Annotated in this window: 24 protein-coding genes; 10 read left to right on the forward strand and 14 right to left on the reverse strand. The window is 61.1% G+C overall.

Translation table 11 applies throughout. The annotated features are described in order from the left end of the window. Nucleotides 1-67: 67 nt before the first annotated feature. Entirely contained in the window at nucleotides 68-526 is a 459-nt protein-coding gene (locus tag GA0061101_RS02755; RefSeq protein WP_037200829.1) for a nucleoside deaminase, read from the forward strand. Between the two features lie 113 nt (nucleotides 527-639). Here GA0061101_RS02755 and GA0061101_RS02760 read toward each other — a convergent pair whose 3' ends face one another. The 8 genes from GA0061101_RS02760 to GA0061101_RS02795 form a co-directional block, all read right to left on the reverse strand. Beyond that, nucleotides 640-1,275, reverse strand: a complete 636-nt coding sequence (locus GA0061101_RS02760) for a hypothetical protein (protein ID WP_037200826.1) — start codon at nucleotides 1,273-1,275, stop codon at nucleotides 640-642. Nucleotides 1,276-1,410: 135 nt separating this feature from the next. Beyond that, nucleotides 1,411-4,293, reverse strand: coding sequence for an isoleucine--tRNA ligase (gene ileS / locus GA0061101_RS02765; protein ID WP_092572966.1), 2,883 nt, complete (start codon nucleotides 4,291-4,293; stop codon nucleotides 1,411-1,413). A 297-nt stretch (nucleotides 4,294-4,590) separates the two neighbouring features. Next, nucleotides 4,591-6,066, reverse strand: coding sequence for a monocarboxylate uptake permease MctP (gene mctP / locus GA0061101_RS02770; protein ID WP_092572967.1), 1,476 nt, complete (start codon nucleotides 6,064-6,066; stop codon nucleotides 4,591-4,593). Beyond that, the gene (locus GA0061101_RS02775) at nucleotides 6,056-6,253 is read right to left on the reverse strand and encodes a DUF3311 domain-containing protein (RefSeq protein WP_034508488.1); all 198 of its coding nucleotides are present in this window, start codon (nucleotides 6,251-6,253) and stop codon (nucleotides 6,056-6,058) included. Before GA0061101_RS02775 ends, mctP begins: the two co-directional genes overlap by 11 nt. 134 nt (nucleotides 6,254-6,387) lie before the next feature. Continuing rightward, entirely contained in the window at nucleotides 6,388-7,371 is a 984-nt protein-coding gene (locus tag GA0061101_RS02780) for a bifunctional riboflavin kinase/FAD synthetase (RefSeq protein WP_092572968.1), read from the reverse strand. A 15-nt stretch (nucleotides 7,372-7,386) separates the two neighbouring features. Beyond that, nucleotides 7,387-8,235 (reverse strand): TIGR01459 family HAD-type hydrolase, encoded by an 849-nt coding sequence (locus tag GA0061101_RS02785; protein WP_092572969.1) that lies wholly within the window; start codon nucleotides 8,233-8,235, stop codon nucleotides 7,387-7,389. A gap of 92 nt (nucleotides 8,236-8,327) precedes the next feature. After that, the gene (gene chrA / locus GA0061101_RS02790; RefSeq protein ID WP_425349988.1) at nucleotides 8,328-9,785 is read right to left on the reverse strand and encodes a chromate efflux transporter; all 1,458 of its coding nucleotides are present in this window, start codon (nucleotides 9,783-9,785) and stop codon (nucleotides 8,328-8,330) included. Then, nucleotides 9,761-10,582 (reverse strand): chromate resistance protein ChrB domain-containing protein, encoded by an 822-nt coding sequence (locus GA0061101_RS02795; RefSeq protein WP_092573026.1) that lies wholly within the window; start codon nucleotides 10,580-10,582, stop codon nucleotides 9,761-9,763. The genes chrA and GA0061101_RS02795 overlap by 25 nt, the downstream gene beginning before the upstream one ends. A gap of 265 nt (nucleotides 10,583-10,847) precedes the next feature. Here GA0061101_RS02795 and groES point away from each other — a divergent pair, with 265 nt between their 5' ends. From groES to GA0061101_RS02810, 4 genes are all read left to right on the forward strand, one after another. After that, nucleotides 10,848-11,144: a co-chaperone GroES gene (groES, locus tag GA0061101_RS02800; RefSeq protein ID WP_034508496.1), complete on the forward strand. Its 297-nt coding sequence runs from the start codon at nucleotides 10,848-10,850 to the stop codon at nucleotides 11,142-11,144. 76 nt (nucleotides 11,145-11,220) lie between these two features. Then, a complete protein-coding gene (groL, locus tag GA0061101_RS02805; RefSeq protein WP_037200815.1) occupies nucleotides 11,221-12,858 on the forward strand; it encodes a chaperonin GroEL in 1,638 nt (545 codons plus the stop codon). A 118-nt stretch (nucleotides 12,859-12,976) separates the two neighbouring features. After that, complete coding sequence (locus GA0061101_RS38520; RefSeq protein WP_141694043.1) at nucleotides 12,977-13,168, forward strand: hypothetical protein; 192 nt, start codon at nucleotides 12,977-12,979, stop codon at nucleotides 13,166-13,168. A 170-nt stretch (nucleotides 13,169-13,338) separates the two neighbouring features. Beyond that, entirely contained in the window at nucleotides 13,339-13,785 is a 447-nt protein-coding gene (locus tag GA0061101_RS02810; RefSeq protein ID WP_037200814.1) for a hypothetical protein, read from the forward strand. A 378-nt stretch (nucleotides 13,786-14,163) separates the two neighbouring features. Here GA0061101_RS02810 and GA0061101_RS02815 read toward each other — a convergent pair whose 3' ends face one another. Next, on the reverse strand, nucleotides 14,164-14,871 hold the full coding sequence (locus GA0061101_RS02815) for a glutathione binding-like protein (protein WP_047560810.1): 708 nt from the start codon (nucleotides 14,869-14,871) through the stop codon (nucleotides 14,164-14,166). A gap of 212 nt (nucleotides 14,872-15,083) precedes the next feature. Here GA0061101_RS02815 and GA0061101_RS02820 point away from each other — a divergent pair, with 212 nt between their 5' ends. Continuing rightward, entirely contained in the window at nucleotides 15,084-15,527 is a 444-nt protein-coding gene (locus GA0061101_RS02820; RefSeq protein WP_037200811.1) for a DoxX family protein, read from the forward strand. 79 nt (nucleotides 15,528-15,606) lie between these two features. Here GA0061101_RS02820 and hisG read toward each other — a convergent pair whose 3' ends face one another. Genes hisG through hisS form a run of 3 tightly spaced genes read right to left on the reverse strand, consistent with a single transcriptional unit; the run spans nucleotide 15,607 to nucleotide 18,934 of the window. Beyond that, complete coding sequence (hisG, locus tag GA0061101_RS02825) at nucleotides 15,607-16,302, reverse strand: ATP phosphoribosyltransferase (RefSeq protein WP_037200809.1); 696 nt, start codon at nucleotides 16,300-16,302, stop codon at nucleotides 15,607-15,609. After that, nucleotides 16,302-17,420 (reverse strand): ATP phosphoribosyltransferase regulatory subunit, encoded by a 1,119-nt coding sequence (locus tag GA0061101_RS02830; protein WP_037200806.1) that lies wholly within the window; start codon nucleotides 17,418-17,420, stop codon nucleotides 16,302-16,304. Before GA0061101_RS02830 ends, hisG begins: the two co-directional genes overlap by 1 nt. Beyond that, entirely contained in the window at nucleotides 17,420-18,934 is a 1,515-nt protein-coding gene (hisS, locus tag GA0061101_RS02835) for a histidine--tRNA ligase (protein ID WP_037200805.1), read from the reverse strand. The genes GA0061101_RS02830 and hisS overlap by 1 nt, the downstream gene beginning before the upstream one ends. A 125-nt stretch (nucleotides 18,935-19,059) precedes the next feature. Here hisS and GA0061101_RS02840 point away from each other — a divergent pair, with 125 nt between their 5' ends. From GA0061101_RS02840 to copM, 3 genes are all read left to right on the forward strand, one after another. Continuing rightward, nucleotides 19,060-19,587, forward strand: coding sequence for a 2'-5' RNA ligase family protein (locus tag GA0061101_RS02840; RefSeq protein ID WP_037200802.1), 528 nt, complete (start codon nucleotides 19,060-19,062; stop codon nucleotides 19,585-19,587). Between the two features lie 69 nt (nucleotides 19,588-19,656). After that, on the forward strand, nucleotides 19,657-20,028 hold the full coding sequence (locus tag GA0061101_RS02845; protein ID WP_047640432.1) for a hypothetical protein: 372 nt from the start codon (nucleotides 19,657-19,659) through the stop codon (nucleotides 20,026-20,028). A gap of 74 nt (nucleotides 20,029-20,102) precedes the next feature. After that, nucleotides 20,103-20,471 (forward strand): CopM family metallochaperone, encoded by a 369-nt coding sequence (copM, locus tag GA0061101_RS02850; RefSeq protein WP_037200796.1) that lies wholly within the window; start codon nucleotides 20,103-20,105, stop codon nucleotides 20,469-20,471. Nucleotides 20,472-20,517: 46 nt separating this feature from the next. On the opposite strand, the gene GA0061101_RS02855 is transcribed toward copM, so the two are convergent. Beyond that, nucleotides 20,518-21,408, reverse strand: coding sequence for a LysR family transcriptional regulator (locus GA0061101_RS02855; RefSeq protein WP_245297426.1), 891 nt, complete (start codon nucleotides 21,406-21,408; stop codon nucleotides 20,518-20,520). Between the two features lie 85 nt (nucleotides 21,409-21,493). Between GA0061101_RS02855 and GA0061101_RS02860 the strand changes: the two genes are divergently transcribed. After that, a complete protein-coding gene (locus GA0061101_RS02860) occupies nucleotides 21,494-21,790 on the forward strand; it encodes a YciI family protein (protein WP_047560790.1) in 297 nt (98 codons plus the stop codon). Between the two features lie 140 nt (nucleotides 21,791-21,930). Here the strand turns inward: GA0061101_RS02860 and GA0061101_RS02865 are convergent, their stop codons facing one another. Next, entirely contained in the window at nucleotides 21,931-22,980 is a 1,050-nt protein-coding gene (locus tag GA0061101_RS02865) for an aldo/keto reductase (protein WP_037200791.1), read from the reverse strand. Between the last annotated feature and the right edge of the window lie 206 nt (nucleotides 22,981-23,186).

Raw genomic sequence — 23,186 nt, forward strand, 5'->3', positions numbered from 1 at the left:
GTTTGCCTGAATTTTTAAGGCGTGTTCCTATCAGGTCGCGCCCTTGCGGTTAAGTGGAAAATCTTGAATGGCGGCTACAAATCAATTCATGGAGCTTGCGCTGGCCGAAGCGCGCAGCGCCGGCGAACGTGGCGAAGTGCCGATCGGCGCTGTCCTCGTGCTTGACAACCGGGTTGTCGCCAAGGCCGGCAATCGCACCCGCGAGCTCAACGACGTTACCGCACACGCTGAAATCGTCGCCATCCGCCTGGCCTGCGAGGACCTGGGGCAAGAGCGTCTTGCGGGCGCCGATCTGTACGTCACGTTGGAGCCTTGCACCATGTGCGCCGCTGCGATTTCGTTTGCGCGCATCCGCCGCCTCTATTACGGCGCCGAGGATCCGAAGGGAGGCGGCGTCGACAATGGCGTACGCTTTTACCATCAGCCGACCTGCCATCACGCGCCGGAAGTCTACTCCGGTATCGGGGAAACAATATCTGCCGAGATCCTCAGAGGCTTCTTTCAACCGAAACGCTCCGAAGGCTGAAAAGCGGCGGCTTACAGCGCCGCGCGGCGCTGCAACACTTTAAAATGCTGCATAATTTTCCCTAATCGATTCCTATTTAGAGAATTATGCAGGAAGGCCGCCCTGTGAACTGCTTATTGGAAGGGCTTCCACCAACTGCTGTTGTTGGTCTGCTGTGCGGCTTCGGCGTCCTTCTTGCGCTGCTTTTCCTTCTTCGACTCGGGCGTACCGACATCGTTGAGGGCAGTCGGATCGGAAACCTGACGATATTGCTGCGGCGGGTCGATCAGGTAGCGGCGCTGGTCGATATAGGTGCCGGCCTGATCCTGACGCGCGGCGCGATAGGCCGCCGTCTGCTGTGCTTCGGTCATGCGGTTTTTGGTACTGTCGGCCTGAGCCAGCGGCGAACGATAATTGACGTCGTTCTTTTTCTGGTCTGCTTCATCGGCAAGACGCTTGCGTGCGTCTTCAGGCGATTCCAGCCAGGCCGGATTGTCCTTGCTTGCCAGCGACTGCTGCGGCTGAGTCAGGTTGGCCTTGTCCTTGTCGGGAGGAACGACCAGACCGGGGCGGTTCGGATATTTCACGCCCTTGTCCTTCGGCGTCGCGGCCGAAATGGAAGCGATATCGCCAAGATCGTCCAGAAGCTGCACACCTGCCGTCTTGTCGGTGCCGTAAGTCGGGCTGCTGAGGCAGCCAGACATCACGCCGCAGCCAATCACAAGTGCCGCCAAGCTGACGCCGACACGAACGCTATGCATCGCTCTCATGAAAACCCTTCCCAGCCATGCCGGAACAAAATGTAGCAGAACCCCATTCAACGGCAACTGCCGTAAAAATCAGGCCATTTTCAGGCAGCTTTTACCGGATGAACGCCGCAAAGGCAATTCACCCGGCAATTTTCTTCAGTTGACAGCCATCAATTCGCGCAGGGCCGCGGCGTCACGCGCCGAGACATCCGGGTATTGCGGATCGGAGCCGACATCGGTGGTGATGCGCCAGGAGCGCGCGCATTTGCGGCCTTCGGCAAGCTTCGGCACGACGCTGACCTTGGCGGCATCATCGAGACGGAAAGCATCCGCCGGGCCTTCGCCACTCTCGATCGCGATGCCCGAAGTGATGCAGATTTCCGAGAAATCCTGTCCTTCAAGCACCTTCAGCAGCTCCGGATCGGCGACATAGACGATCGGGGCGGCTTCCAGCGACGAGCCGATACGCTTGTCCTTGCGCTCGATTTCCAGCGCGCCGGTGACGACGCTGCGCACGGCACGGATCTTCTTCCACTTCTCGGCCAGGGCCTCGTTCTTCCATTCGACTGGTACGGCGACGAACTGTTCGAGATGGACTGATACCGCCGACGGATTGCGCGACAACCACGCCTCTTCCGTCGTGAACGGCAGCATCGGCGCCAGCCACGTCACCATGCAATCGAAGATCGTGCGGATGACGGCGAGCGACGCGCGGCGGCGCAGGCTCGACGGCGCGTCGCAATAGAGCGCATCCTTGCGAACATCGAAGTAGAAGGCCGAGAGCTCGACATTCGCGAAATCGATGAGGGCGCGGGCAATGCGCTTGAAGTCGAAGGCGTCGTAGCTTTCGCGCACCAGCTCATCGAGCTCGGCGAGGCGATGCAGCATCAGCCGCTCCAGCTCCGGCATGTCGGCGTAAGCGATCACCTCGCCCGTGTCGTGCGCCAGGGTGCCGAGCATCCAGCGGATGGTGTTGCGCAGCTTGCGATAGGCATCGACATTGGTCTGGATGATGGCCTTGCCGAGACGCTGATCCTCCCAATAGTCCGTGGTCATGACCCAGAGGCGCAGGATATCGGCGCCCGCGTCCTTCATCACATCCTGCGGGGCGACGACGTTGCCGAGCGATTTCGACTGCTTGCGGCCCTGCTCGTCCATGGTGAAGCCATGCGTGACCACCGTGTCATAAGGCGCGCGGCCACGGGTCGCAGCACTTTCGAGCAGCGACGAATGGAACCAGCCGCGATGCTGGTCCGAGCCTTCGAGGTAGACGTCCGCCGGCCACTTGAGGTCCGGACGATCTTCCAGCGTGAACGTATGGGTCGAGCCCGAGTCGAACCAGACATCGAGGATATCCATGACCTGCGTCCAGGGCTCGTTGGCCTTCTCGCCGAGGAAGCGCTCGCGGGCGCCGTCTGCGAACCAGGCGTCAGCCCCCTCGCCTTCGAAGGCTTCGAGGATGCGGGCATTCACGCCGTCATCCTGCAGGATGTTGCCCTGCTCGTCGACGAAGATGCAGATCGGCACGCCCCAGGCGCGCTGACGCGACAGAACCCAGTCCGGGCGCTGCTCGATCATGGCGCGCAGACGGTTCTGGCCGGCAGCAGGCACGAAGCGGGTATCGTCGATCGCCTTCAGCGCGCGCGACCGCAGCGTGGAGCCGTCCGCGAAGTCCTTGTCCATGTAGACGAACCATTGCGGTGTGTTGCGGAAGATCACCGGCTTCTTCGAGCGCCAGGAATGCGGATAGGAATGCTTCAGCCGTCCGCGCGCGAAGAGCGTGTTCGTCTCGATCAATGCCTTGATAACGAGATCGTTGGCATTGCCCTTCTTGCCGTTGTCGTCCATGACGCGGCCGCCTTCGAAACCAGGGGCATCGGCGGTGTAGAAGCCAGCGTCGTCGACGGGGAACGGGATGGTGGACGAGATTCCCCGCGCTTCGAGCGCACGCGCATGTCCCGTCCACGCGTCGAAGTCCTCGCGGCCGTGGCTGGGTGCGGTATGCACGAAGCCGGTACCCGCATCGTCGGTCACGTGATCGCCGTCGAGCAACGGCACCTTGAAGCCGTAGCCGAGCGAAGCCAGCGGATGCGCGCAGGTAAGCGTGGCCAAGTCGTCGGCGGTGACATCGTTCAGGCGCTTGTATTGTAGCTTTGCCTTGGCGAAGGATTCCTCGGCCAGCTTGTCGGCAAAGACCAGCTTCTCGCCGGGGCGCGGGCCAAAATCATTGGCGGCTTCCGTCACTTCGTAGAGGCCATAGGAAACGCGCTGGGAATAGGCGATCGCGCGGTTGCCGGGGATCGTCCAGGGCGTGGTCGTCCAGATGACGACAAAGGTCCCGGCAAGCTCGGCCGGGCCTTCAACGACCGGGAACTTCACCCAGATCGTATCACTCTCGACATCCGCATATTCGACTTCGGCTTCCGCCAGCGCCGTGCGCTCGACCACCGACCACATGATCGGCTTGGAGCCACGATAAAGCTGCCCGCTGCGGGCGATCTTCAAGAGCTCACCGGCGATACGGGATTCCGCATGGAAATTCATGGTCAGATAAGGATTATCGAAATCGCCAACGATGCCGAGGCGCTTGAACTCCTCGGCCTGGATCTTGATCCAGCCGGCGGCAAAATCACGGCATTCCTGGCGAAACTCGTTCACCGGAACCTCGTCCTTGTTCTTGCCCTTCTCGCGGTATTTTTCCTCGATCTTCCACTCGATCGGCAGGCCGTGGCAGTCCCAGCCGGGAACGTAGTTGCTGTCATAGCCGCGCATCTGGAACGAGCGGGTGATGACATCTTTCAGGATCTTGTTGAGGGCATGGCCGATATGGATGTGGCCATTGGCGTAGGGCGGGCCGTCATGCAGCACGAATTTCTCGCGGCCGGCGGCGGATGCGCGCAGCTTTTTGTAGAGATCCATGTCCTTCCACCGGCTCACCAGCTCCGGCTCCTTCTGCGGCAGTCCGGCGCGCATCGGAAAGTCGGTTTCCGGCAGGTAAAGGGTCTTGGAATAATCCATCTTTTCAGCGGTATCGGTCATAGTTCTGACAATTGCCTCGGTGTCTCGGGCGTCTTGCGCCAAACAGGCGCAGCCATATGGGGATTTTTCGGCGGCGGAAAGCGCCTCGGGAACGGGCGCCAAGAACCCGGACCTCCCGGCAGCTTAAAGCGCGCGGAAGGCCGGGCCAATAATTCGTATCGATAGGCTCAGCCGAAATTGGGTCATGATCGCCGGTTCATAGGCGTTTTTTCCAAGGAAAGGAAGAGGAAACAGTGCCGGCAACGCACAGAAAGGCCGCGGACGTTTCCGCCCGCGGCCGACAGGATATTGCTTCGATCAGGCGTGTGCCGTCGCCCGCGCCGGCATGACCGCATTGAGGATCACCGACACAACGATGTTTGCTGCCAGCGCCAGCAGCCCCGTATAGACGGTGAAGCTTGCGTCTCCGAGCGTGACTATGTGCAGCGGCTTCCAGCCGGCATCCCACACGAGGTAGGTGCCGCCGAAGAAGCCGACGAACCAGCCGGCAAGCAGAGCCGGCGCCCGGAACCACTTGGTATAGAGGCCGAAGACCAGGGCCGGCAGCGTCTGCAATATCCAGATGCCGCCCAAGAGCTGCAGATCGAGCGCGAATTGCGTCGGCAGGAAAATGATGACGAGAAGCGCACCGACCTTGACGACGAGCGAGGTCATCTTGGCGACCTTTGCCTCGCCGGCATCGGAAACCTGCGGATCGACATAGGCCTTCCAGAAGTTGCGGGTGAAGAGGTTGGCGGCACCAATGCTCATCACGGCGGCGGGAACCAGCGCACCGATGGCGATGGCCGCAAAGGCAAAGCCGGCAAACCAGCTCGAGAACAGCGACTGGAACAGCGCCGGAACGACATCATTGGGGCTATCCAGCTTCAGATGTGCCGCGTGGCCCATATAGCCGAGCAGGGCCAACAGGCCGAGCAGCAGCGTATAGGCCGGCAGCAACACCGCATTCTTGCGGATGGTATTGCCGCTGTTGGAAGCGAAGATGCCGGTCAGCGTGTGCGGATACATGAAGGCCGCGAGCGCCGAGCCGAGCGCCAGCGTCGCATAGGCGACATACTGGTTGCCGCCGAGCAGCAGGCTGCCTGCACCCTTGGCCTGGAAGTCCGCATCGGCTGCCGCAAAGACATTGGCGTAACCGCCGAGTTTCGCCGGAATGAGCGCGATGGCGGCAATGACAACGATGTAGATCATGATGTCCTTGACGAAGGCGATCAGCGCCGGCGCGCGAAGACCGGCCGAATAGGTGTAGAGCGCCAGGATGATGAAGGCGACGGCGAGCGGCAGTTCGCCGTGAAGCCCGAGGGCCTTGAACACTGCCGTCATGCCAACGAGCTGCAAGGCGATATAGGGCATGGTGGCGATGACGCCGGTGAGCGCGACCGCCAATTCGAGCGCCCGCGAGCCGTATTGGCCGTGCACGACATCGCCCGCGGTGACGTAGCCGTGATCCTTTGCCCGCCTCCAGAGAAGCGGCATCACCATGAAGACAAAAGGATAGACGACGATGGTATAGGGCAGCGCGAAGAACCCATAGGCACCGACCGTGTAGACCAGGGCCGGGACGGCGATCACGGTATAGGCCGTGTAGAAGTCGCCGCCGACGAGAAACCAGGTAATCCACGTGCCGAAGGTGCGGCCGCCAAGGCCCCATTCGTCAATATGGGCAAGGGTCTTCGGCCGGCGCCAGCGCGCGGCGACAAAGCCCATGACGGTCACGAGCGCCAAGAAGAAGATGAAGACGGCGAGTGCGGTCGGATCGATCTCAGTCGTCATGGCGCATGCTCCGATAGGCGATCCACGTCAGGACAGCGGTGATCGGCACCCAGGCCAGCTGATACCAATAGAAGAAGGGGAAACCGAGCAAGACCGGATCATGGCTGTTGTAGAAGGGGACCCAGAGCAAGCCGATATAGGGAATGACGAGCAGCCAGCAGGCCGCCGTTCCAAAGCGTTTATCCATTCGAATACCTTTCGGAGACTGGCGCGCCGACTCACGCCTCATCGCCGATAAGGATTAACGCATATGAAGGTTGGCTCAAGGCAAAAAAATGCTGCGGTGCGGCACGCTTCGCCCAGCCAACCCCTTGCATGGTATCAGGAAAAGGCGATGCAGCGATCGATTTCGCCAAGCGGTCGGACGCCGGCGAGCAGCGCCCTCGCCTCATCCTCGTCCTTCCTGATCTGCGCGACCAGCGCATCCAGACCGTCGAACTTCAGTTCGGGGCGGAGATAGCCGAAGAAGGAAACCGAACAGATCTGGCCGTAGAGGTCGCCGCTGAAATCGAAGACATAGGTCTCGAGCAGCGGCGCGCCGTTGTCGGTGACCGTCGGACGGCGGCCGTAGCTCGCAACCGCGTCGCGGATGACGCCGTCCGCTGCACGGAACCGCACGGCGTAGATACCGGCCTTCAGCGATATTTCCGGCGGAAGCTGCATATTGGCTGTGGGGAAACCGAGCGTGCGACCGAGCTTCTCGCCGCCGATGACAGGCGCTTCGACGGTATAGCGGTATCCGAGCATGCCGGCGACCTGGCCCACGTCTCCCTCGGCCAACAGCGTGCGGATGCGGCTCGAGGAGATGACCTCGGTATTCTCGTCGCGAAAGGCGTCGATAAGCGTCACGCCGAAACCATTGTGGCTGCCGGCGTTCATCAGGAAGGCGGGGCCGCCCTGACGGTCGTGGCCGAAATGGAAATCGAAGCCGGTGACGACTTCCGAGGCATGCAGCCAGTCGATGAGGATCGAATGGACGAATTCATCCGCCGAGCGCTGCGAAAAAGTACGGTCGAACGGATATTCGATGACGGCGTTAAAGCCGAGGGCTTCCAACAAGCGCGCCTTCAGCGGTGCCGGCGTCAGGCGGAAGACCGGCCGATCCGGCTTGAACACGGTGCGGGGATGCGGCTCGAAGGTCAGCACCAGAGCTGGAACGCCCCGCTCCCTGGCGATCTCCAGCGCCCGATCGAGGACCGACTGATGACCGCGATGCACACCGTCAAAATTGCCGATGGCGATGACCCCGCCCTTGAGATCGTCGGGAAGCGGGTCGCGGGTCTCGTTGCGATGGAAAACGGTCATCGTCTGCCACTCCGGTCAAGCAAGGCGCGGCATCCACCACTTCGGCGAGGCCTGCTCGCGCGCCAGGAAGGCGCCGAGTGCGGCTTCGTCGGTGTGACCGTCGACGACGTATTCGCGGGCGTGGATGCCATGGCTGATGTAAAGAAGATCGAGGCCGTAATCGAGCGCGCCGCGCACGTCGGTCGGCATGCCGTCGCCGATGGCGACGACGCGCGACAGCGGGAATTCGCTTCGCACCTCGCGGGCTGCCGCAATCGCGGCTTCGTAGATCGGCTGATGCGGCTTGCCGGCGATCCGCGTCTGCCCGCCGAGCCGCTCGTAATAGGCGGCCATGGCGCCGGCGCACGGGATCATCCGGTGGCCGCGCTCGACCACGAGGTCGGGATTGGCGCAGATGAGCGGCACCTTGCGGGCAGACCAGGCCGTCAGCATGTCGGTATAATCGTCAGGCGTTTCGGTCTCGTCGTCGAAGAAGCCGGTGCAGACGATGCTTTCGGCTTCGCCCGCCTCGACACGCTGCACGTCGAGCCCTTCGAGGATGCCGATGTCACGCTCCGGCCCCAGCAGGAACACTTTTTTCGGACCCTCGGCGATCAGGCTGCGGGTGACATCGCCCGATGTGACGATGCGGTCGTAGGCACTGTCGGGAACACCGATCACGCGCAGCTGCTCGACCACCCTCGGAGCGACGCGCGGGGAATTGGTGATGAGCACGACGGTCAGACCCTGGCTGCGAGCCGCCTCCAGCGCAATGGACGCTTCCTTGTAACCGGAGACGCCGTTATGCAGCACGCCCCACACATCGCAGAGCGCAACATCATAAAGTCCGCCGATCTCGCGAAAGCTTCCGATACGTTTGCCCATGCGGTCCTCGCGTCAAATAAATCACGGGCTGACATCGCAAACCGGCCGGCAAATTACAAGAGCGATACGCAGGTTTTTGCGTCGCACAGGGCTCAAGCGGCAAGCCGGAGCAAGGAACCCGCCACGGCGGAAACGCCGAGCACGGTGGCAACACCGGCGCGCTGACGGAAAACCAGGACGGCCGCGAGGACGAAGAGCAACAGCGCCGAAATATCAAGGGTGCCCCAATTCGGCCACGCGATACCAGCGATCGGTACATTGGCGAAATCGCCGCCGTCAATCCTGACGGGGTGACTGAACAGCACCAGCCGATCGACATTCGCAAACAGCACATGCAGCCCGAACCAAACCGAAAGGTTGGTCATGACGCCGACGATGGCCGCCGTGATGGCGGCAAGCGCGCCCGAAAGACCCGCATGGCCGCGCAATTTTTCGATGTAAGGCGCACCGGCGAAGATGAAGAGGAAGCTCGGCGCAAATGTCGCCCAGGCCGCGAGGCTCGCTCCGAGAAAACCGCCAAACAGAGGATCGAAGCCGAAGGGATTGCGAAATCCCGCCATGAAGCCGACGAAGCACAAAACCAATACGAGGGGCCCAGGAGTCGTCTCGGCAAGTGCGAGACCATCCAGCATTTCGCCCGGCTTCAGCCAGGCATAATGCTGTACCGCCGTCTGCGCGACATAAGCCAGAACAGCATAGGCGCCGCCGAAGGTGACGATCGCCATGCGTGAGAAAAAGGAGAAAATGGCGCCGAATACGCTTGTTTCACCGCTGAGCGCCTCGGAGACGACATCCTGTGGACCGTGGAGAGCATGCACCAACAACAGTGGCGCCTGCCAGATCAATACCCAAAGCAGGATCGTCAGGACGGACGCCTTCGCTTGAGCGCCTCCGAGCCATCCGAAGCGGCTGGTTGGCGCCGTCAGGCGCGGCAATCGTGGTCGCCACTGTTCGTCACGCCAGGCTCGATAGAGGACCCGCCCATATCCGGTAAGGCCGGCCAGCAGCACGACCATGGGAAAGGGCAGATCGAAGATGAAGAGAAGGACGAAGCTGGCAATCGCCATCGCCACATGGAAGCGGCTCTTGAGGGCACGGCCGCTCAGCCGCATCAGCGCCTGCAACACGATCGCCAGCACGCCCGCCTTGATGCCGAAGAAGATCATGGCAAGCAGGCTGGTGTCATGGAAAATGGCGTAGAAAGCCGAAAGCGCCAGAATGACGACAAAGCCCGGCAGGATGAACAGCAGACCGGCAATCAAACCGCCGCGCCAGCCATGCAGCAGCCAGCCGATGTAAGTCGCAAGCTGCTGTGCCTCCGGGCCTGGCAAGAGCATGCAGTAGCTCAAGGCATGCAGGAAGCGCTCCTCATCGACCCAACGCCTCTCGTCGACGATCATGCGATGCATGAGGGCGATCTGCCCGGCCGGGCCGCCAAAGCTCAAGGCGCCGACGCGCGCCCACACGCGTGTGGCTTCGCTGAGGGACGGGCTCGCAACCAGATCGTCAGCCAAAACGGTTTCGGTCACGATCTTCTTGCTCCATGCGATACCCAATCATGCTTTTCCTGGGTCGCGTCTCGCGACCAGCGATAAAGCGCGTCATAACACAACATGCCTGCATCCAACTGTTCGATATCGTCAGCAAACATGCGCGAAAGGCCGAGCGAAACGGCAAGCAAGCCAGCCGCCTGCGGTTCAAGATCGAGCCGGTTGGTATCGGCGCCCCTGATGATGCGGGAAAGATGGTGAAGTGCCGGGAGGTCGAGCTGGAATTCTTTCACCATGGTATCGAAAGTGCATTCCTCCTCGCGGTGGCTCCAGAATACCCCCTCCACATCGAAGGGTGTCGCGCCGAAGCGTTCGGCGACGCCGTCGACTTCCTGAGCCGTCACGAAGAGAAACGAAGCGCCGGGATCAACGAAGCGGCGGATCAGCCAGGGACATGCGATACGATCGATCTTCGGCCGGGCGCGGGTTACCCACACGGTTGCACCGGACGCGTTGGCATCGGGCAGGATCGAAACCGGGATCAACGGCAATCCTGCCGCCCGCCAGGCGTCGAGACCGCCGTCGAGGATTTCCGCCGCGGCACCAGCCAGCCGCAGCCAGGCGGCGACGCCTTCGCTGAGCTTGCCGCCGTGCTGACAGAGGCAAACGACATTCCGGTTGTGAAATTCGGCGGCCCAAGCCTGAACATCCTTGTAATCCCGGCGGCGCGAGGCCGGCACCAGACAGGGATCGGCGTCGAAATCCTCGACGCTGCGAACGTCGAGTATCGCGGGCGCTTTCGGCGTGCCCAGCAGACGAAGAAGCTTTTCGGGGGTGATGGCGCTGAACGAAGTCATGTTACGTCCCTTCCAAAAGAGATGGACGCGAAACTCCGGCATGACGCCTCGTGGGGTATCCGCAAACCCCATGCCCAGGATTTTCCGGCAAAACCGGCAGCAAGTCAATGAAGAGCGGTTTGAAAAAATTCACGGGCACGTTCTTGACTCGTTTGCTAGCCACCCCTAAATCACCGTCGCTAGCACTCGCCAATGCTGAGTGCTAACGCAGCCCATACGGATCCCCCGCTGATCCGTGAATGTCATTTGATCGAGGGATTAGACAATGGCAAGCACCAATTTCCGCCCCCTTCATGACCGCGTCGTCGTTCGTCGCGTCGAGTCCGAAGCAAAGACCAAGGGTGGTATCATCATTCCCGATACCGCCAAGGAAAAGCCGCAGGAAGGCGAAATCGTCGCCGTCGGCTCCGGCGTTCGCGATGACTCCGGCAAGATCGTCCCGCTCGACGTCAAGGCCGGCGACCGCATCCTGTTCGGCAAGTGGTCGGGCACCGAAGTCAAGCTTGACGGCGAAGACCTTCTCATCATGAAGGAAGCCGACATCATGGGCATCATCGGCTGATCCAGCCGGTTTCCCCTTTTCCGATACAGCTGACGGGCCATAAACCCGGACAATGCGAATTCAGGAGTTTTTAGACATGGCAGCTAAAGAAGTAAAATTCGGCCGCAGCGCCCGCGAAAAGATGCTTCGTGGCGTCGATATTCTCGCCGACGCAGTCAAGGTAACGCTCGGCCCGAAGGGTCGTAACGTCGTTATCGACAAGTCCTTCGGCGCTCCGCGCATCACCAAGGACGGCGTCACGGTCGCCAAGGAAATCGAACTCGAAGACAAGTTCGAAAACATGGGCGCCCAGATGGTCCGCGAAGTTGCTTCGAAGACCAACGACATCGCCGGCGACGGCACGACGACTGCAACCGTTCTCGCCCAGGCCATCGTTCGCGAAGGTGCCAAGGCAGTTGCAGCCGGCATGAACCCGATGGACCTGAAGCGCGGTATCGATCTCGCCGTTTCAGAAGTCGTCAAGGATCTCCAGGCCAAGGCCAAGAAGATCAACACGTCGGAAGAAGTCGCACAGGTCGGCACGATCTCGGCAAACGGCGAAAAGCAGATCGGTCTCGATATTGCTGAAGCCATGCAGAAGGTCGGCAACGAAGGCGTCATCACGGTTGAAGAAGCCAAGACCGCCGAAACCGAACTCGAAGTCGTCGAAGGCATGCAGTTCGACCGTGGCTACCTCAGCCCCTACTTCGTGACCAACCCGGAAAAGATGATCGCCGATCTCGAAGACGCGTTCATCCTGCTGCACGAGAAGAAGCTCTCGAACCTGCAGGCCATGCTCCCGGTTCTCGAAGCCGTCGTTCAGACCGGCAAGCCGCTCCTCATCATCGCTGAAGACGTCGAAGGCGAAGCTCTTGCAACGCTCGTCGTCAACAAGCTGCGTGGCGGTCTGAAGATCGCTGCCGTCAAGGCTCCTGGCTTCGGCGATCGCCGCAAGGCCATGCTTGAAGACATCGCCATCCTCACGGGCGGCACTGTCATCTCCGAAGACCTCGGCATCAAGCTCGAGTCGGTCACCCTCGACATGCTCGGCCGTTCCAAGAAGGTTTCGATCTCCAAGGAAAACACCACGATCGTCGACGGCGCCGGCCAGAAGTCCGACATCGAAGGCCGCGTTGCCCAGATCAAGGCTCAGATCGAAGAAACCTCTTCCGATTACGACCGCGAAAAGCTGCAGGAACGTCTTGCCAAGCTCGCTGGCGGCGTTGCCGTCATCCGCGTCGGTGGCTCGACGGAAGTTGAAGTGAAGGAAAAGAAGGACCGCATCGACGACGCTCTCAACGCGACGCGCGCTGCTGTTCAGGAAGGCATCGTACCGGGCGGTGGTATCGCTCTCCTGCGTTCCTCCACGAAGATCACCGCCAAGGGTGAGAACCAGGATCAGGAAGCCGGCGTCAACATCATTCGTCGTGCGCTGCAGGCGCTGGTTCGCCAGATCGCTGAAAACGCTGGTGACGAAGCTTCGATCGTTGTCGGCAAGGTTCTCGACAAGAACGAAGACAACTACGGCTACAACGCTCAGACGTCTGAATATGGCGACATGATCGCCATGGGCATCGTCGACCCGGTCAAGGTTGTCCGCACGGCTCTGCAGAACGCAGCTTCTGTTGCTTCGCTGCTGATCACCACCGAAGCCATGATCGCCGAACTGCCGAAGAAGGACGCTCCGGCTATGCCTGGCGGCATGGGCGGCATGGGTGGAATGGACATGATGTGATAGGGCTTTAGCCTTATTATGACTGTTCAATCCGGCATCCGGAATTGACGAAGGGCGGCCCTCGGGTCGCCCTTTTCATTTGTGCCGAAACAGTTTTGATGCAAGTTCGGCAAGTTTCATGGCCATGCAAATTTACGCAAACTGCCCCATTGCCGTTTTCAAAAAAGTCCCTATAAATCCCAGCGCAGCGATTTTAGAGGGTAAGCTGCAATGCACACAAATTTTACTTATTTTCGGCACGCTTAATCAGCGCCTGCGTACAATCATGACATCAGGGAATGATGGCGTCCGGATTTATTACTTGAAATGACTTCATAGACGGGATCGACAACCCGAAAAGCATGGCGAAAGACGGAATCGGCGGAGATGCGGCTCTGCTTTTCCTGAAGGCGCGACATGCGGGGGAGACGTTCCATCCGAAGATGGACGGAATTCGAATGAAGCGCGCTCGGGGGACCATGCGCTCAAGTGAGGATTATATTGTTCAAGATTGCCAAGGCCAATTTTTCCGCACCCTTTGCTCCCGGCTCGCTGGAATTCGGGGGGCATGATCCCGATCTTCTGGCGCAGTTTTGTGTTTCCGAAGGTTGGACGGGCGACCTGTCGAGCGGCATCATCCGGCTCGGTCAGTGGAGCACCATGCTGCACGGGCTGAGCTCCTCGGAATGCGGTCTCTTGAGCCTGATGCATTGCTATGATGCGCATGATCGCATCCGCATCCTCGATATTTTCGAGCAAGGGGCTACCGCTGCATCCTGCTTCTGCTACTCAACGACGATCCTTGGTACCGGCGGTCATCGCCAGCCAATCTTCTGCGTCGGCGAATCCATCGCCGCCGACGGAAAACATGCCGGCAGCCTGGTCGGCGTCTTCCTGTTTCCGCGCTTCAAGCTGGAGCCGGGCAGCCAGCTGGCCATCCGGCAGTAGAAGCCACTGTCGATGATAGTCAGGTGAATTCACCATCGTCGCCCCTGCGTGCCCGCCCCTCACCCCAACCCTCTCCCCGCAAGCAGGGAAAGGGAGTCTCGTCCTCTAAAATCGGCACCTTCATTGCTGAGTGAGATCCCGCCGCAAACGCGGGACGGACCCCCCTCGCCCCGTCTACGGCAGGGCAATCGCATATGAGATGAGATCGTCGCCGCACAACCCCTTCTCCCCTCGGGGAAAAGGGGTTGTGCGGCACTGGCATGCCCCATAAGCAATTGCCCTGCCGTCTACGGGGAGCGTGCTGGCGTGAGAGGCCAGGCACATAGACGCCGACAAAGACGGACCTGACCGACCTGCTCCCGAAGAGATCGGAGCCAATCAATCCCGCTTTGGAATGTTCAACCCGCGCTGGCTCGCCGGACGTGCAAGAGCGCGCTCCAGCCAGCTCATGACCGAGGGGAAGCTCTCGAATTCGAGAACGTCCCGGCCGCCATAAAACACATCGACGCCGCGAACCCACGGAAACGTCGTGATGTCGGCAATGGTGTATTCGTCGCCCATGATCCACTGGCGCCCCTTCAGGCGCTCTTCCAGAACCCCTAAAAGACGCTTGGCCTCGTCGCGATAACGTTCGACCGGATAGGGATTGTTGGCGACCTTATCAGCCGCAAACTTGAAGAAGTGGCCGAACTGGCCGAACATCGGACCAATGCCGGCCATCTGGAAGAAGACCCATTCCAACACCTCGTAACGCCCGGCCGCATCCTTGGGCATAAGCTTGCCGGTCTTTTCGGCGAGATAGACCAGGATCGCACCGGACTCGAACAGGCCGATCGGCTTGCCGTCCGGACCATTGGGATCGATGATCGCGGGAATGCGACCGTTCGGATTCAGCGACACGAATTCCGGCGACTTCTGGTCGTTGGTGCCGAAGGAAACCAGATGAGGCTCATAGGGCAGACCCAGTTCTTCGAGCGCGATCGACACCTTGACGCCATTTGGCGTCGGCAGCGAATAGAGCTGGATGATATCCGGATTACTGGCGGGCCAGCGCTTCGTGATTGGAAAAGACGACAGATCGGCCATGGGGGCTCCTTCCAAGATTATGATTTTGGCGGATGAATTTGCGTCACCATAACCGATACGGAGCCGATGGGAAGAGTGCCGAGCGCCAGCATTGTTCACTGATTGTGAACTAATTGTGCGCAGTTGTTTATCTTTTCAATCTCCCAAAAATCACGAATATCTGTCTTCAGAAATTGTCGCCACCGACCCAACCGCTTTCATTGGAGACTATCATGTCCAACACCAACAATATCGTCATCCTCGTGGCGCGCATCCTGCTCGCCTTCATGTTCATCTTCGCCGGCTTCGGCAAGCTGACCGATCCGGCAGGCACCGCCGGCATGATCGCCGGCGCCGGCATGCCCTACGCAACGCTTCTCACCTATCTCGCCGGCACCTTCGAATTCGTGACGGGCGTTTGCGTTCTCATCGGCTTCCAGGTCCGCATCGTCGGCTGGCTGCTCGCCGCCTTCTGCGTGTTCACCGGTGTTATCTTCCACCTGCCGACCGTCAACGTTCCGGACTTTCCGGCTGCCGCCAACGGCTGGATCAACGGCCTGAACTTCGTCAACTTCCTGAAGAACGTCACGCTCGCCGGCGCCTACATCATGCTCGCCACCAACGGCGCAGGCGTCTATTCGCTCGACGCACGCCGCGGTGCTTACGCCACCGCTTGATTGCAGCGCATCTCCCAGGACTAAAAAAGCCCGCCGGATCGCTCCGGCGGGCTTTTTTCATGCGTGAATATCCAAAAAATCAGAGCGCGGCACGCACCGCCGCGACGATGCGCTGAACCATGGGGTTGCCCTCGTGGCTTTGCTTGCGGGCGCGAACGAGGCACGCCTCCGAGCGCAGGATGACGCCATCAGACAGAACCTTGAGATGGTTCGCCCTCAGCGTCGAGCCGGTGGAGGTAATGTCGACGATGATATCGGCGGAGCCGGCGGCCGGCGCACCCTCGGTAGCGCCGAGGCTTTCGACGATGCGATAGAGCTGGATGCCGTGCTGGCTGGAGAAGAACTGCTGCGTCAGCCGCCAATATTTGGTGGCGACCGTCAACCTGCGGCCATGACGGGCGCGGAAATCGGCGGCGACATCGCCGAGATCGGCCATGGTGTCGACATCGAGCCAGATGTCAGGCACGGCGACCACGACATCGGCATGGCCGAAGCCGAGGCGGGCTGAGAATTCGACGCGGCGATCCGCCTCCGCCATGCCCTCACGCACGAGGTCCTCGCCGGTGACGCCGAAATCGACGCTGCCATTGCCGAGCTCGCGCGAGATTTCCGAGGCCGACAGGAAAGCGATCTCGACATCCTCCCAACCCTCGACGCGCCCGCGATAGGAGCGGTCATTGCCGACGGCGACAATGGGCATGCCGGCGCGTTCGAAGATCGCCGAGCAATCGTCCTTCATCCGGCCCTTGGAGGGAAGCGCAATGGTGATCGTCATCAGGCTGCCCTCGCGGTTTCGATGCGGTCGAGCCAGAGCGCAAAGCCGACGGCGGGGATGTGATCCCTAGCACCGAGCAGGGTCAGCAATCGGTCGAAGCGGCCGCCGCCGGCGAGCACCGCCGTCGACCCCTCCACCGTCGCCTCGAAGACGAGGCCGGTATAATAGTCGAGCGGGCGGCCGAAGGCGGCGCGATATTCGATCATCGATGTATCGACCCCGGCATTGGCGAGCGCCGCGACACGGGCATCGAAACCTTCCAGCGCCGCGCCCAGCTTCAGGCCCGCCGCGTCGGCAAAGCCGGCCAGCGCTGCAGACGCGTCTGCCAGCGGCAGGCTCAACGACAGAAACTCTTCCAGCACGCCGAAGGCGGCATTATCGAGACGGGTTTCCGACAGAACCAGCTTCTCGCGAAGACGGCGAGCGATCTCCTGTGGCGAGCGGCTGGCATTGGTGGAATAGCCGGTCGCCTGCATGGTGTTGTCGATATGAATGACCAGCCCCTGCTCGTCGCCGCGATTGAGGAAATCGAGGGCATGCGGATCGAGCCCGGTGACCGGATGCGGGCTTGCCAGACGCGCCAGCAGGGTTTCGAGCTGCATCATGTTGCCGAAGGCATGGATCAGCCGCTTCTGCCAGCCGGAGGGCAGACCGAGCGCCTGGACGACCGCCTCGAACACGGCCTGGTCGCCCAGCGTCACCGACAATGCCTTGCCGGGGACCAGGCGGTTGAGGATGGCGATGGCATCGCCGATGGCGCGCGCATCGGCGCTTGCCGTATCGCGGTCGCCTAGATCTTCGATGCCAGCCTGATAGAATTCATGGCCGCCCTCGCGGCGCTGGCGAAAGATTTCACCCAGATAGGAATAGCGCTTCGGCGTGCCGGTCGCGGTTTCGATGTGGCGCAGGCACACGGGAATGGTGAATTCCGGACGCAGGCAAAGGCTGGCGCCGGTCTCGCTTTCGGTCATGAAGATGCGGCGGCGAAGGTCTTCGCCCGCCATGTCGAGAAACGGCTCAGCCGGCTGGATGATGGGCGTGTCGACCCGCTCCGTCCGGCGGCCGGTAAATTCGGCAAGGAGGTCACCGGCAAAATCCGGAAGGTTGATCAGGGCCATCAGCCCGCCCTCTTCCTGTCTTCCGCCTGTGCCGCCAGTATTTCCTGTACCTTGGCGACCAATTCTGCCTCCGGCACAACGTCCTGCGCGACGCGGGCTTCGCGCCAGCTGGCATTGTCCTCGATTTCGCCGGAGAGGCGCTTTCCCTCGATCAGGTCTTTGAGCTGGACGACGCCCTGGGCGCGCTCATCGCCCCCCTGGATGATGGCGATCGGGCAGCCGCGGCGGTCGGCATATTTCAGCTGGTTGCCGAACTTCTTCCAATTGCCCTGGAACATCTCGGCGCGGATGCCGGCGGCACGCAGCTGCTGCGTGAAGCGCTGATAGCGGCCCATGGCCTCGACATCGCCGTCCATGACGGTGACGAGGACCGGAGCGATCACTTCGTCCTGGCCGAGCTTACCTAGGTTCTTCAGGGCCGTCATCAGACGGGAGACGCCGATGGAGAAGCCCGTGGCCGGCACCGGCTGGCCCATGAAGCGCGAGACGAGCCCGTCATAACGGCCGCCGCCGCCGACGGAGCCGAAGACGACCTTTTCGCCCTTCTCGTTGGTGACATCGAACAGCAGCTCGGCCTCATAGACCGGGCCGGTGTAATATTCGAGGCCGCGGACGACGGAGGGGTCGATCTTGATGCGATCAGCCTGATAGCCGGCGCTGGTGACGAGGCTGCCGATGAAATTCAACTCCTCGACGCCCTCGCCGCCATTCGAGGTGCCGGCGACCAGCTCGGCGAGCTGGACGGCGCTTTCGGCATAATCCTTGATGCCGACAAAGAAGAGCACCTTGTCGATCTGCTCGACATCGAGCCCGGCGCCCTTGGTGAAATCGCCGGATTCGTCCTTGCGGCCGGGTCCGAGCAGCAGTGCCACGCCTTCGGGACCGAACTTGTCGAGCTTGTCGATGGCGCGCAATACGTTCAACCGCTGGCCGGCCTTGTCGTCGCCGCCAAGGCCGATCGCTTCCAACACGCCATCCAGAACCTTGCGGTTGTTGACGCGGATCACATAGTCGCCGCGCTTGATGCCGAGGGCTTCCAGCGTATCGGCCATCATCATGCACATTTCGGCATCGGCCTGTACGCCCGGCGCGCCGACGGTGTCGGCATCGAACTGCATGAACTGGCGGAAGCGGCCCGGGCCTGGCTTCTCATTGCGGAAGACATAGCCGGCGCGATAGGTGCGATAGGGAAGCTGGATCTCGTTGAAGTTCTCCGCGACATGACGAGCGAGAGGCGCCGTCAGGTCGTAGCGCAGCGACATCCATTGCTCGTCATCGTCCTGGAGCGAGAACACGCCTTCGTTGGGCCGGTCGCTGTCGGGCAGGAACTTGCCGAGCGCATCGGTATATTCGAACAGGGGCGTCTCGACGGGATCGAAACCATAATGCTCGTATACGCTACGGATCTTTGCGGTCATCTCGTTGACGGCGCGGATATCGCTTGCCGAACGATCGACAAAGCCGCGCGGCAGGCGGGCCTTGAGCTTCTGTGGTTTCTTCTGCTTGTCGCTCATCTGTAGGGTAATCCGGTACGGGAACAGTGGCGGTTAACTAGCGGATTGGGCGGAATGCGGCAAGGATTGTTATATGTTAGCGCCTAGCAAAACCGACAAAAGCTAGAGAGGGCGACAGAGACGCCATGCCATACGCGATCGTTCTGAAATGTTCGAATGCCACCGCCGCTCCTGTCTTGGATCTCTGGCGAGAGGCCAGCGGGTTCGAAAGCATCCCGTCCATGGCGCGTCTGGACTATCCTCCGCATCTGACCTTCGCCATCTACGAGGACATTCTGCCGACCGTTCTCTTCGCGACGGCCCAAAAAGTGTTCGGCAATATGCCGGCCATATCGATCGAATTTGCGGATATCGGCCATTTCCTCAACGAGATGCTGGTTCTATGGGCGCGTCCCGCCGACGATCGAGTTCTGAGGCAAATGCATCGCACTATCCATGACGACATCGATCCCGCTCTCTGCCACGAGCACTATCGCCCGGACCATTGGCAGCCGCATTGCACCATCGCCATGAGCATTCCGGCTGCTTCGGCGGCGCAAGCACTGGAATGGGCGGCGAGAAAACGTTCGGGATTCACCGTGACCTTCGATGCCGTCGATTGCATCAGCTTTCCTCCGGTCGAAATCATCAAGCAGGTCGAACTGCTGCCCTGATCGCCACACAATGTCGCGCCGCTGCAATTTGCACTTGCCTTCGAAGCACGCGCATCTAGGTTCTTGCTCATGCGCTTCTTCGCGATCCTGACGATGTTGATTGCCTGGCTGTTCTACGGTGCCATGCCGGCGCTGGCGAGCTGTCCTATCTGCGATTCCGTGATGGCGATGCCGGCTGCATCCGCGATGAGCATACACGGCGATATGCCTGGCATGGCAGGTCATGGCGACATGGCTCAGCACGAGGACAGGAAGCCGGAAAATCCTTGTGCCGGCGGCATGGCGCATGTGCCGTCCTGCGCGGCCTGCCTGGCCGTGACGCCAGTGCTTGCGGCTGCCGACAGCAGGCAGGATGCATTCTCCTATCCGGTGCCGGCACCCGGCCAACGTCTTGCCGGCTCCCGCCCGGAGCCGACGGCGCCGCCGCCCCGTTTCGCCTGACGACCCTCTGTTTTCATCGCAAGAGCGGTTTTCCGCTCACATTCAGATATCGTCCAGAAATGGAAAGGACGCCTATGTCTATGTCAAGAACCCTTATCCTCGCCGGCGCTTTCGCCTTTGCCTTTACCCTTCCCGCCCTTGCCGACGACATGTCGGGCATGGACATGAGCAAGCCGATGGGCGACCAGGGCGCCTCCAGCAAGGCTTTCAACGATGCCATGGGCAAGATGCACAAGGACATGATGATCACCTATAGCGGCGATGCCGACGCGGATTTCGTCCGCGGCATGATCCCGCACCATCAAGGCGCGATCGACATGGCCAAGGTGGAGTTGAAATACGGCAAGGATCCCGAACTGCGCAAACTGGCGGAGGCCGTCGTCACCGCGCAAGAAGCCGAGATCAAGGAGATGAAGGCCTGGCTGAAGAAGCACGGCAAGTAATTTCGCGAAAACGGGAGGCGGCACGCGAGCGCCGCCTCCCTTGCCGTCATTCAGGCTGTTGAGAGGGTGGGCGGCAGAATACCTTGTCCAGCCAGCCCGAAACGGCGCGGATGCGGGCGAATTGGCGAAACTCCGCATGGATCAGCAGCCACACCTCACGCACCGGCAGGCTTTCGTCCCCGCTGTCGACGCGGCACAGACCGTCGGCATCCTCGGCCAAGACTCTTGGCAGGAGCGCGCGCCCCAGCCCGGCAATCGCGGCCTGGAGCAGGGATTCCGCATCATTGACCGCAAGAGCGCCGGCGCGGCCGGACTTCTCCGCTTGGGTTGCGATCCAGCGGGCGTGCGGCAGATGCGCCATCGCCTCTTCATAAACAATCCAGGGCAAGCTTTCCGCCTGATCCCGCTGCCCTTCCGCCACATAGACGGCATAGTCCAGCGTCGCGATGCGTCGCGCCACGACCTTGCTGTTCGCCATATCGGCCGGCCTTGCAAGCCGCAGCGCCATGTCTGCCTCGCGCCGGGTCAGGTTGAAGTTGCGGGCATCGCCGATGAGCTCGAATTGCAGGCCAGGATGTTGCGACAGGAGACCGGGTACCGCCGGGATCAGCAGGCGATTGATGAAGGATGGCGGCGCCGTCAAGCGCACCCTGCCGAGTGCCATGGGGTCGGCGGCCTCCAAGGCCCCTGACAGCGCCATGACTTCCGCCTCGATCGCGTCTGCCCGCGCCACAGCAATTTCTCCCGTCGGCGTCGGCAACATCATGCCGCCTGCATCGCGCTGGAACAGGGCCGCGCCAAGATGCCGTTCCACTATTCTCAGGCGTCGGCCAACGGTCGTCGCATCGGTGCCGAGTTCCCTTCCGGCCGCGGCGAAGGAGCGGCAGCGGGCCAGAGCAAGAACATAGCGCAGGTCATTCCAATCGATATCGTGCAATTTTGCAGCTCCTCACGGCAAATTCACCGCATGCAATCGCATTATTGCAGTCATAGGCTGGGAGGGTCCAGCCAAGGAGGCTACAATGAAACTATTCGCGGTTTTGTTCGAAGACGAACGGCAAGATGCCGCCGCCATTCGCAAGGAATATCTGGGGCGCCACTTCACCTTTCTGGAGGAGAACGCAGCCTCCATCAAGACGGCGGGACCGCTCAACCGGGAAGACGACACTTTTGCCGGCGGGCTATGGCTCGTCGAAGCTGAGAGTTCCGATGATGTCGACCGACTGGTGAAGAAAGATCCCTTCTGGTCAGCCGGGCTCAGAAAATCGGTGCAGATCCTGGCGTGGAACCGGGTGTTTGCAGACGGCAGGCGTCTCTAGCATCGACCATCGCTATAGTTTCGGCGAGGTTCCGGCCGCCTTCGATCATCTCGATCGCGGTGCCTTCGGCAAGATCGTCATCGGGTTGTGATGACAGGCGAGCCGCCGTCCCTCAGACGGCGGCTCGGTCTCGGCATAAATCAAGCCTTCGGTTCGAAGGGCTGGGGCACGCGCAAGGCGCCCTGGCGGACCAGCATCCAGCCGGGATATTCAGGCGCAAGCGCGCTGACCTGGTCGAGCTTGGCGATATCGTCGGCATCAAGCTTCAGCTTGACGGCGGCGAGATTCTGATCGAGCTGATCGAGACGCTTGGCGCCGATGATAATGCTGGTGACGAAAGGCTTCGCCAGGATCCAGGCAAGCGCCACGGTGGCGACGCTTGCGCCATGTTTGTCGGCCACTTCGCGCATGGCAGCGACGCAGGCCCAGGCACGGTCCTTGTCAACGGGCGGGAAGTCGAAGCTCGCCCGTCGTCCCTCGCCATTGCCCGGGGCTCCCGGGCCATACTTACCGGACAGCAGGCCGCCCGCGAGTGGCGACCAGACCATGAGGCCGAGCTTTTCCTCGGCCATCAGCGGCACGATTTCACGCTCCAGATCGCGGCCGGCAATGGAATAATAGGCCTGAACCGTCTCGAACCGGGCAAAGCCGCGGCGTTCGGACAGGCCGAGCGCCTTGGCGATGCGCCAGGCCTGCCAGTTGGAAACGCCGACATAGCGGACGAGACCGCGCGAGACGAGATCATCCATCGCCCGCAGCGTCTCCTCGATAGGCGTCACTGTGTCCGTCGCATGGATCTGGTAGAGATCGATGTGATCCGTCTGCAGGCGGTCGAGGCTTGCCTGCACAGAGTCCATGATATGGCCGCGCGATGCGCCGCGATCATTCGGCTTGTCGCCCATGACGCCACAGACCTTGGTGGCGATGACGACATCCTTGCGGGGAACACCGAGGTTCTTCAGGGCCTGGCCGAGCAGCTTTTCGGAATTGCCGAGCGAATAGACGTCGGCGGTATCGATGAAATTGATGCCGGCGGCGAGCGAGCTTTCGACGATCTTGTCGGCCAGCGCCTGGTCGACGTCTGCGATCGAGCCCCAGGTGCTGTTGGGATTGGCTTCGCCGAAGGTCATCGTGCCCAAGCAAAGCTCGGAGACGAACAGGCCGGTATTACCGAGTTGATTGTAACGCATAGGAGAAAATTCCCTTGTGGTCAGCCGGAAGAGACTTCCAGTCTGTGAGTTCTTATCTCTTGGCTATAATTGGCCCCGGCATGGCAGCCGCTTGTCCGTGCCGCCGTGGAGAGGTCAGAAGACAGTCGTCGAAGCTCGGCTCTGGCGCCGTCGCAATCGAGACAACAACGACATAATGCACCGGAATTGGCTTTCAACGCGAGACC

The sequence above is a fragment of the Martinezella lusitana genome, assembly GCF_900094565.1.
GTDB classification, from domain to species: Bacteria; Pseudomonadota; Alphaproteobacteria; order Rhizobiales; family Rhizobiaceae; genus Rhizobium; species Rhizobium lusitanum.